This is a genomic window from Streptomyces viridosporus (assembly GCF_002078235.1).
GTDB lineage: Bacteria > Actinomycetota > Actinomycetes > Streptomycetales > Streptomycetaceae > Streptomyces > Streptomyces viridosporus.
In genome coordinates, this window is sequence record NZ_MSGP01000299.1 from 1 (window position 1) to 9,656 (window position 9,656).

The window sequence follows — 9,656 nt, forward strand, 5'->3', positions numbered from 1 at the left end:
GGGACGGGGTCGGTGACGGCACGGCGGGCAGCGGTTCCAGCAGCGGCGACGAGGTCGCCCCGGGACCGGCCTCGTCCGCGCCGCGGCCGTCACCGACCGCCGACACCATCCCGGTGACGGCACCGACCGCGGCCACGAGGGAGGCCACCGCGACCATCGCGCCCCGCCGGGCGGCGCGACGGCGCTCGTGCCTCCGTGCGGCCAGGCGCCGGGCACGCGAGCCTGACACAGTACTGCTCCCCCTCCCCCACGGCGGCGCGTTCCCCCGATCCGGGGAAGCCTCGGGCCCGCCGCCACGGCCACCACCCTAAAGGTGCGACTCTGCGCTCATGGCGCAGAGCGAACAAGTCCTCACGCCCGTGGACGCGGTCGTCTCCCGTATGCGCGCCCTCGACGCGGCCCTGCCGGACCGGGACGGGCTGGCGGTCTTCAACCGCGTCTACCTCACCGTGACGGAGGCGGTGGACCGGGACGTCGACGCGGGCCGGTTCGCCGACGCACGGGCGGCGATCACGCTGGACGTGCGGTTCGCGGAGCGCTACCTGCGGGCGGTCGAGGCGCTGTTCGAGGAGCGGCGGCCACCGGCCTGCTGGCGTCCGCTGTTCCAGTTCCGTCGCCATCCCGGGGTGCGCCCGTTGCAGTTCGCGCTGGCGGGCATCAACGCGCACATCGGCCACGATCTCGCGCTCGCCGTCGTGGACGCCTGTCGTACGCTCGGCTGCGCGCCCGTCGATCTGGAGGACGAGTTCGACCGGGTGGGCGACCTCCTCGTCTCGCTGGAGGAGCGCATCCGCGAGGATCTGATGCCGGGCCCCGACCTGCTCCAGATCGCCGATCCGCTGACCCACCTGCTGGGCGCGTGGAGCCTGGACCGCGCCCGGGACGCCGCCTGGACGGCGGCCCGGGCCCTGTGGGTGCTGCGCCGTCTGCCGGACGTCGCCGAGGAGTTCACCGAGCGCCTGGACACGGCGGTCGGTTTCGCGGGCCGCATGCTGCTCACGCCCCTGCCGGACTGAGGGCGCCTCAGTCCTCGGGCAGTTCCACCGGGGCGATCTCGTCGTAGAGGTCGCCGGGACCCGGATTGGCCGGGTCGGTCTCGCCGCCGAAGTGGTGCATGACGCCCCAGACCGCGTTCAGCGCGGTCTGGACGGCGCCCTCGGCCCAGCCGGCCGTCCAGGAGATGTCGTCGCCGGCGAGGAAGATGCCCCGCTTGTCCTCGGGCAGCCGGTCCTGCATGAAGTGGGTGAACAGGCGCCGCTGGTAACGGTAGTGGCCGGGCAGGTTGGCCTTGAACGCGCCCATGAAGTAGGGCTCGTTCTCCCAGGAGACCGTGACCGGGCTGCCGATGATGTGCTTCCTGATGTCGACGCCCGGGTAGATCTCGCCGAGCGACTTCAGCATGACCTCCATCCGCTCGTTCGCGGACAGCGGCAGCCACTTCAGGCTGTCGTCGCACCAGGTGTAGGACAGGCAGATGACGGCGGGCCGGTCCGGGCCGTTGTCGAGCAGGTAGGTGCCGCGGGTCATGCGGTCGGTGAGCGTCATCGACATCACGTCCCGGCCGGTCGGGTTCCCCCTGTCGTCGACGGCCTTGTCCAGCCAGAAGGGACGGTCGACGGGCACGAAGAGCTTGCTGGACTCCATGTAGTGGGTGCGCTCGATCGCCGTCCAGTGGTCGATCGGGAAGAGGGAGTCGTCGCAGGCGACCTTGGAGAGCAGCATCCAGGACTGGGCGGTGAAGATCGCCGCCCGGTACGTGCGGATGTCGCCGTCCGCGTCCGTCACCGTGATGTGGTTGCCCGCGGTGCGGTGCAGCCGGGTCACCGCCGGACGCGGCGCGCCGTTCACGTGCAGGGACTTCAGCGAGGTGCCGTACGGCCAGTGGACGATCTTCTCCGGCTCGCGCTCCCACAGGCGCAGCGGCAGCTGCTGGGAGCCGCCGACGATGCCGCGGTGGTGGTCGTCGGCCTCGGTGTAGACGACCCGGAGGATCTCCAGGATGGAGTTGGGGAAGTCGGTGTCCCAGCCGCCGGTGCCGAAGCCGACCTGGCCGAAGATCTCGCGGTGCCGGAAGGACTTGAAGGCCTCGGAGTCGCAGAGGAAGCCGTAGAAGGTCTGGTTGTCGAGCTTCTCGACCAGCCGCGCCCAGATCTCGCGGATGCGCCGGACGTCCCGCTCGCGCATCGCGCGGTTCATGTCGGAGAAGTCGGCGCCCTCCTCGAGGCACTTGGCCCAGGCGTCGGCCACGTCCCGGTACACCTGGGGCAGGTCGTCCAGGGTCTCGGCGTAGTGCGTCTCCCCCTTGAGGTCGACGACGGTCGAAGGGGTCACCTCGGCGAGGGGGTTGGGGAACGGGCGGGTCTCGAGGCCCACCAGGTCGATGTAGTGCTGGAGCGCCGTGGAGGACGGCGGGAAGCGCATCGCGCCCATCTCGGCGGTCAGGGAGGGGTCGCAGCCCTCGAAGCCCACGGTCCGCAGCCGGCCGCCGATCCGGTCGGCCTCGTACACGACCGGCTTGAGGCCCATCTTCATCAGCTCGTACGCGGCGACGATGCCGGACAGGCCGCCGCCGATGACCGCGACCTCGGTGCCGTGCTCGGTCGCGGGGACCTGGCCGAGGCCCGCCGGGTGGGCGAGGAAGTCGTCGTACGCGTACGGGAAGTCCGGGCCGAACATGGTGATCGGCGGCTGCTGCTCGTCGGCGTGCTCGACGGCGTTGGGCACCGTGGACGTCATGGGGTACGGGCTCCTTGCACGAGGAAGACGGCGTGGGGATTCAGACGAGGGACCCGTGGAGGCCGGGGCGGCGGTCCTCCAGGTACGGGTTGTTCTCGCGGGAGGCGGCGAGGAACACGGGATCCGCGTCGGCGAGGACGAGTTCCTCCGCACGGCCCGCCCGGGCGCGGGCGACCCCGTCGGGACCGGCGAGGGTGGACAGGCCCACGAACTCGAACTCGCCCTCCCGGCCGACCCGGTTGACGTACGCGACGTACATCTGGTTCTCGAAGGCCCGCACCGGCACGACCGACTCGGCGACGAACGGGAAGGGGTGCATCAGGGCCGTGGGCACCAGCAGGAGGTCGGTGCCGGCCAGGGCGTGGGCGCGGGCGTTCTCCGGGAACTCCACGTCGTAGCAGATCAGCAGGCCGACGGTGAGGCCGTTCAGCTCGGCCTGGACCACGGGCCGGTCCCCCGGGGTGAAGTGGTCGTGCTCGAAGCGGCCGAAGAGGTGGGTCTTGCGGTAGTTCGCCAGACGGGTGCCGTCCGCGGAGACGAGCTGGACGGAGTTGAAGACCGCGTCGCCGGCGCGTTCCGGGTAGGCGTAGGCGACGGCGAGCCCGTGCCGGGCGGCCGTCTCGGCGACCGCGTCGGCCGCGTCGCCGTCGGCGGGTTCGGCGAGCCGGGCGATGTCGTCGCCGATCGCGTACCCGGTCAGGAACATCTCCGAGGTGACCAGCAGCCCGGCGCCCGCGGCGGCGGCACGGCCGGCGGCCTCGTCGAGGACCTTGAGGTTCTCGACGACGGATCCGGGCCGTCCGGAGCTCTGGAGCAGGGCGGTGCGCATGCGTGTTCCTCACAGGTACGCGGGGGTTCGGGGGGTCAGATAGACGGTACGGTCGGCCGGCTCGGCGGAACAAGGAGAAGCCGTTGCGCGCCGGTGAGTGAATCGTTGCGTCCGGAGCGGGGGCGGCGGCGATTCGTTGCACGGCCCCGCTCAGGGCCCGTTTCCGGCCGGGGACGTGAGGGGGCGAGTGCCCGTCCCACCTGCGGAAAGGGCCGCCGTCGGCCGCCGTACCGAACGCACGGGCGCCGCCGCGCTCGGTACCCCGTTCGCCCCTCACCGCACCGCGACGCCCCGGCACGCGACCGGCGGCGGCATCCCCGGTGCCGCGCGCCACCACCGCGTCCGGCCGGTCCGGCGCGCGGGGCGGGCGCCCCGGCACGCGACCGGCGGGAGGCGGGGGTCACAGCTCCCGGAGCCGTGCCACGATCTCGCGCAGGAGCTCCGGGTCGGCCGCCGCCCCGTCCGTGCGGCGCGGTGCGCCGATCCGCACCAGACCGGCCCCGGCCAGGTCGGCGAGCAGCACGCGGACGACGGTCAGCGGCAGGTCCGCGACCGCGGCGAGCTCGACCACGGGCAGCGGGCCCCGGCTGCGCACCAGGTCGAGCAGGCCGGCGGAGGCGTGGTCGACAGCGGGGCGTGGCAGGCCGGACTCCACGGCGCCCACCTGGGACAGCAGGGTGAGGGCGGGCCCGCCCGACGGCCGGGTGCGGCCCCGGGTGAGGGCATAGGGGCGCACCATCGGGCCGGTCTCGTCCTCGTACCAGTGGTCGTCGTCGGTCACGGCAAGGGGGACACGCCCTCCGTCTCCTCGGGCACCTCGGGCACCTCGGGCTCTTCGGGGTCCAGGTCCGCCAGGACCCCGCTCGGCAGCAGCACGGCGGCCGTCGTCCCGCCGTACGGGGACTCGTGCAGCGTCACCTCGATGGCGTGCCGTGCGGCGAGCCGGCCGACCACGTACAGGCCGAGCCGGTCGTGGCGGGACGGGTCGAAGTCGTCGGGGTGGCCGAGGGTGCGGTGGGCCTCGTGGAGCGGTCCGGAGCCGAGACCGGGCCCCCGGTCGTCGATCCGCAGGACGAAGCCACCGCGCTCCCGGCCGGTGCGCAGGGTCACCCGGGTGTGCGGGGGCGAGAACACCGTGGCGTTCTCCAGGAGTTCGGCGACGAGGTGGACGACGTCGGCGACGGCGTCCGCCGCGATGCCGACCCGGTCCATGGGCGGCACCTCCACCCGTGCGTAGTCCTCGATCTCGCTCACGGCGGAGGAGACGACATCGGCGACGGGCACGGGGCGGCGCCATCTGCGGCCCGGGGCCGCGCCGGAGAGGATGATCAGGTTCTCCGCGTGGCGCCGCATCCGGGTGGTGAGGTGGTCGATGCGGAACAGCTGCTCCAGCGCCTCGGGATCGTCCGTGCGCCGTTCCAGGGTGTCGACCAGCTTCAGCTGGCGGTGCACGAGGGTCTGGTTGCGCCGGGCGATGGAGAGCAGCACCGCGAACAGCCCGCGGCGCAGGGTGGCCTGCCGGACGGCGGCCTCGACGGCGGCGAGACGGGCCGCGTTGAAGGAACGGCCGACCTGGCCGATCTCGTCGGGCTCCGCCTCCGCGTCGGCCAGCGGCGGTGCCTCGGCGGCCGCGTTCACCTCCTCGCCGGCGCTCAACCGGGCCATGACGTCGGGGAGTTGCCGTGTGGTCAGCAGGTCGGCGGAGTCCCGCAGCAGCTCCAGGCGGCGGGAGATGCGGCGGGCGCCGCGCACCGCCCACCCCAGGGACAGGCCCATGACCGCCAGTCCGAGCCCGCCCACGACGGCCGCCTCGATCAGCTCCTGTCGGGCGAAGGCCCGGCCGCGCTCGGCGGAGTTGAGGGCCGCCCGGGTGCACAGCTCCATGTAGCGCGTGACGGCCCGGTCGGTGGTCGTGCGCCAGGACACGGCCGCGACGGCGGCACCGGCGCGCTCCGGCCCCGCCCGGAGCAGCGCGTCCTCGCTCCGGGTCAACGCGCCGTGCAGTTCGCCGCGTCGGAACTCCTCGAACAACGCCCGCGAGTCGGACGGAAGGGCGGGCACGTACGTCCGTTCGAAGACGCGGCGGTGCTCGATCGTCGCGGTGAGCGTGTCGTACTGCCGGTCGGTCAGCCGGCCGGCCGCGTGCGCCCCGGCGACGAGGGCGTCCTCACGGGAGACGAACTCCCTCACCCGGACGAGCTCGACGACGACCTGCGCCTCCCGCGCGAGCTGCCCGGCCTGCAGGGCGGTGAGGGCGGACTGGATGCCGAACCCGGGCTCCACCAGCGCACCGTACTCCTCGACGGCCCGGTCCCAGGAGAGGTCGCGGGACAGGACCCGCTGGCGCAGACCCTCCAGTTCGCCGGTGGCGGCGACCATGGCGTCGAGGGCCTGGCGCTGCCGGCCGGTGAGCCGGTCGCGGTCGCCGTCCCGGATCGCGTCGCGCATGGCCTTCACGGCGCGGTCGGTGCGGCGCTGCTGCTGCATGAGGTCCCGGGTCGCGGGCGTACGGTGTTCCGATCCCAAGTACGCGGCCGCCAGCCGCCGTTCGATCTGGATCTGCCCGATCGCCGTGTCGACGGGCGTGCCGAAGTCCTCGTACACGCCCTGCAGCCGGACCAGCGCGCGCAGTTCGCCGGTGACCGACACCATGGTGAAGGTCCACAGCGCCAGCAGGGCGAGCGCCGGAGCGGACACGAGCGCGACGATTCGGGCGCGGACCGTGGTGGGACGGCCGACGAGTCGGCGCATGGCTCTCCCCAGGACGCTCGGGTGACTGGGCGACGAAGCGGATACCGGCCGGTGTTACCGGCCGGTAGCGAGTGGCGCACAACCTACGGGATGCCGCGCCGCGAGCGCAATGGCCCCGTGAGCACCAGGAGCAACGCGGTCACCAGATACGGCACCGCGAACACCGCGAAGGCGGTGCCGTGCGCGTGCCCCGAGGCGATCGCCGCGTAACCGCCGAAGACCGCGACCGTGGCCAGCTCCGTGCCCAGTCCCGCGACCGAGGTGAGGGTGGCCCGCCCGGTGTCCTCGATGCACCGCTGGAGCCGGGCGTCGGCCAGTACCGTCGCCGCCTGGAAGCCGCCGAAGGCGAGGGCGACGAGGACGAGTCCGGCCGGGGTGCCGACGGCCGAGCCGGCGGCCAGGGCGAGACCGGCACCGGCGAGCAGGGCCGCGAGCCCGGCCGTGCCGAGGCGTTCGCCCTCCCCGGCGAGCAGGCTGCCGGCGGTGGCACCGGCCCAGATCAGCAGGAGCAGGTGGGGAACCGTCCCGTCGGCGACGCCCGTGTCGCGGACCAGCAGCGGCGTGTACTCGTCGAGGGCGCCCCACACGGCGCCCACGGCCGGGACCAGTAGCAGGGCCCCGCGCACGGAACGGTCGGCGCGCGCCTCGGCGAGTCCGGCGCGCAGGGTCGCCGTCCAGCCTCCGGGTCCGGCCGCCGGGGAGCGGTGCTCGGGGAACCGGGTGGCGGTGACCGCCGCCAGCAGGCACACCAGCACGCTGGCGGCGCCGACGGCGGTGTGCCCGCCCCGGGCGAACACCGGGCCGGCGAGTGCCATGGCCGCCATGACGGCGACCAGTCCGGCCGCGCGGGCCCGGCCCATGACCCGGGCGTAGCGGTCGGCCGCGTCGAGCCGTTCCAGCTCGTCGTAGACCAGCGCCTCCAGCGCACCGGAGCCGAGTGCTCCGCCGATGCCCCACAGGATGAAGCCGACCGCGAAGGCGCCGTAGGACGGCAGCAGCACCCACAGGGCGAAGCCGGTGGCGGTGAACAGGGGGCCGAGCCACAGCAGCAGCCGGCGGGAGACGGCGTCGGCCCAGGCACCGGAGGGGACCTCCAGCAGTACTCCGGTGATGGACCAGAGCGCGAACAGGGAGGAGATCTGCCAGACCGTGAGACCGGTGTCGCTGAACAGCAGCGCGTACACCGGGTAGAGCAGGATGAAGTCTTCGAGGAACGCGTAGCCGTACAGCGTGGTGGTCAGCCGTCGCACGCGGACGTCGGACCCACGCGTGGGCGTGAGAGTCATGAGGCCTTCCCGTTGGGGTGGTTCGGACACCGGACGCGGAGGACGCGCGGTGCCCGAGGCGGCCCTCGGGAGGCACGGCTGGTGGATCAATGTCGCCAGGTCATGACACCGATACTAGACGGGAGGGACCCGGCCCGTCCCGCGGTTTCCCCGCACGGCCGGCGCTCAGGGCTCCCGGGGGGACGGCTGGGGCGGCAGCACCACGTCCCCGCTGCGCTTGAGCCGCTGCCAGGGCAGCCGGTGTCCGTTGACCGCGGTGAGGCACGCCTGGGCGAGCACCAGGTACATGAGCTGCCGGTAGACGACCTGTTGCAGGGGCAGCGCCCACAGCGGCCGGAGGCTTTCACCGTCGAGACGGAACGCGTAGCCGGCGCACACGGCCTGCACCGCCAGCACTCCGGTCCACGCCAGCATCGTGCCGAGCGGATCGCCGAACACCAGGCCGTAGACGGTCAGGATGTCGATCAGGGGGGCGAGCAGCGGAGTGAGGATCTGGAAGACGGCCAGCAGCGGCAGACCCAGACGGCCGAAGCGGCCCGCGTGACCGCGCTCGAACATCGCGTGCCGGTGCTTCCACGCGGCCTGCAGGGTGCCGTAGCTCCACCGGTAGCGCTGGCGCCACAGTTCCCGCAACGTGGCCGGCGCCTCGGTCCAGGCGAGCGCGTCCTCCACGTAGCCCACCTCCCACCCGGCCCGGTGGAGGGCCATGGTGACGTCGGTGTCCTCGGCGAGGGTGTCCCCGCTCATCATCCCGGCGTCCCGCAGGGCGGTGACGCGGAACGCGCCGACGGCACCGGGGACGGTGGGCAGGCAGCGCAGCAGGTCGTACATGCGGCGGTCGAGGTTGAAGCCCATCACGTACTCGATGTGCTGCCAGCGGCCCAGCAGGCTCCGGCGGTTGCCGACCTTGGCGTTCCCGGCGGTGGCGCCGACGGCGGGGTCGGCGAACGGCTGGACGAGGCGGCGGACGGTCGAGGGGGCGAACACCGTGTCGGCGTCCAGCAGCACGACGAGGTCGTGGGAGGCCCGCAGGATGCCGGTGTTGAGGGCGGCGGGCTTGCCGCCGTTCGGCCGGCGGACGACGGTGACCGACTCCAGGGCGAGTGATTCCGCGATCTCGGCGGTGCCGTCGTCGGAGCCGTCGTCCACGACGACGATCTCGACGGGATGGTCGCTGGCGGCCAGGGAACGGAGCGTCTTGGCGATGCACAGCCTCTCGTTGCAGGCGGGGACCACGACGCTGACGGGCCGGGTGACCGGGCGGCCCGCCCCGGCGCCGGGCCCCGGACGCCGGCGGGCGTGGTGGCGGGCCAGGACGAGCAGCAGCGCACACCGTGCGAGGACGAGCGCCCCGACCACCAGCAGCAGCGTGCCGACGACCGACACCGCCGCCCCCGAGAACGACACCGCCGTCACGAAGAGGCGTCCCTGCCACAGGGCCGCGGTGTCCACGGGGGTGGTGAGGCTGTCGGTGCGCAGGACGTCCGCGAGGGTGGTGAAGCGGTAGCCCTGCGCCTGGAGCCGGGGGATCAGGATCTCGAGGGCCGCGACGGTCTGCGACCTGTCCCCTCCCGCGTCGTGCAGGAGGACCACCGCGCCCCTGCCCGGCACGTCGGGTACGGCCGCGTCGGCGATCGCCCGGGCGCCCGGCCGCTGCCAGTCCCTGGTGTCCCGGTCGACGAAGGCCAGGACGTATCCCTTGTCGCCCAGGCGCCGAGCCGCGGACCACTCCGGGGCGTCCAGGGCGGAGGGGGTGGCGGAGTAGGGCATCCGCATGAGGGAGCTGTTGACGCCGCCGGCTCCCGCGAGGGCGAGCTGGGTCAGCGCCAGCTCCCGGTCGGCGGTGCCCGCGGACTGGGTGGCCAGGTCCCGGTGGGAGAAGGTGTGCACGCCGATCTCGTGTCCGGCCCGGATCACCCGGCGCAGGGTCTCCGGGTGGCGCGCGACCTGCTGGCCGGTGACGAAGAAGGTGCCGGGGACGCCGTGGTGGTCGAGCACCGCCTGCACGCGGGGGGTCCAGACGGGGTCGGGGCCGTCGTCGAAGGTCAGCACCA

The 9,656-nt window shown here is 73.6% G+C and carries 7 protein-coding genes and 1 pseudogene; 1 reads left to right on the forward strand and 7 read right to left on the reverse strand.

The window, feature by feature from the left end:
• Positions 1-229: pseudogene (locus B7L92_RS39605) on the reverse strand (glycoside hydrolase family 6 protein); the annotation flags it as partial.
• Positions 230-329: 100 nt separating this feature from the next.
• On the opposite strand from B7L92_RS39605, the gene B7L92_RS21395 reads away from it, so the two are divergent.
• Positions 330-1,016 carry a DUF5995 family protein gene (locus B7L92_RS21395; protein ID WP_081239103.1) on the forward strand — a complete coding sequence of 229 codons (687 nt, stop codon included), beginning with the start codon at positions 330-332 and terminating at the stop codon, positions 1,014-1,016.
• A gap of 7 nt (positions 1,017-1,023) precedes the next feature.
• Here B7L92_RS21395 and B7L92_RS21400 read toward each other — a convergent pair whose 3' ends face one another.
• The 6 genes from B7L92_RS21400 to B7L92_RS21425 form a co-directional block, all read right to left on the reverse strand.
• The gene (locus B7L92_RS21400) at positions 1,024-2,736 is read right to left on the reverse strand and encodes a flavin monoamine oxidase family protein (RefSeq protein ID WP_081239104.1); all 1,713 of its coding nucleotides are present in this window, start codon (positions 2,734-2,736) and stop codon (positions 1,024-1,026) included.
• A gap of 40 nt (positions 2,737-2,776) precedes the next feature.
• Entirely contained in the window at positions 2,777-3,565 is a 789-nt protein-coding gene (locus B7L92_RS21405) for a carbon-nitrogen hydrolase family protein (protein ID WP_081239105.1), read from the reverse strand.
• A 400-nt stretch (positions 3,566-3,965) separates the two neighbouring features.
• Entirely contained in the window at positions 3,966-4,346 is a 381-nt protein-coding gene (locus B7L92_RS21410; protein ID WP_174703996.1) for a DUF742 domain-containing protein, read from the reverse strand.
• Positions 4,343-6,316 carry a sensor histidine kinase gene (locus tag B7L92_RS21415; RefSeq protein ID WP_081239106.1) on the reverse strand — a complete coding sequence of 658 codons (1,974 nt, stop codon included), beginning with the start codon at positions 6,314-6,316 and terminating at the stop codon, positions 4,343-4,345. The genes B7L92_RS21410 and B7L92_RS21415 overlap by 4 nt, the downstream gene beginning before the upstream one ends.
• An 83-nt stretch (positions 6,317-6,399) precedes the next feature.
• Positions 6,400-7,602 (reverse strand): MFS transporter, encoded by a 1,203-nt coding sequence (locus B7L92_RS21420; protein WP_081239107.1) that lies wholly within the window; start codon positions 7,600-7,602, stop codon positions 6,400-6,402.
• 165 nt (positions 7,603-7,767) lie between these two features.
• Positions 7,768-9,656, reverse strand: a 1,889-nt coding sequence (locus B7L92_RS21425; protein WP_081239108.1) for a bifunctional polysaccharide deacetylase/glycosyltransferase family 2 protein, incomplete at its 5' end; no start/stop codon positions are given.

What these genes read in the sequence shown, in the direction of transcription:
- B7L92_RS21415 (WP_081239106.1), bottom strand. Translation starts at nt 6,316, where the DNA reads ATGCGCCGACTCGTCGGCCGTCCCACCACGGTCCGCGCCCGAATCGTC.
- B7L92_RS21400 (WP_081239104.1), bottom strand. Translation starts at nt 2,736, where the DNA reads ATGACGTCCACGGTGCCCAACGCCGTCGAGCACGCCGACGAGCAGCAG.
- B7L92_RS21420 (WP_081239107.1), bottom strand. Translation starts at nt 7,602, where the DNA reads ATGACTCTCACGCCCACGCGTGGGTCCGACGTCCGCGTGCGACGGCTG.
- B7L92_RS21395 (WP_081239103.1), top strand. Translation starts at nt 330, where the DNA reads ATGGCGCAGAGCGAACAAGTCCTCACGCCCGTGGACGCGGTCGTCTCC.
- B7L92_RS21405 (WP_081239105.1), bottom strand. Translation starts at nt 3,565, where the DNA reads ATGCGCACCGCCCTGCTCCAGAGCTCCGGACGGCCCGGATCCGTCGTC.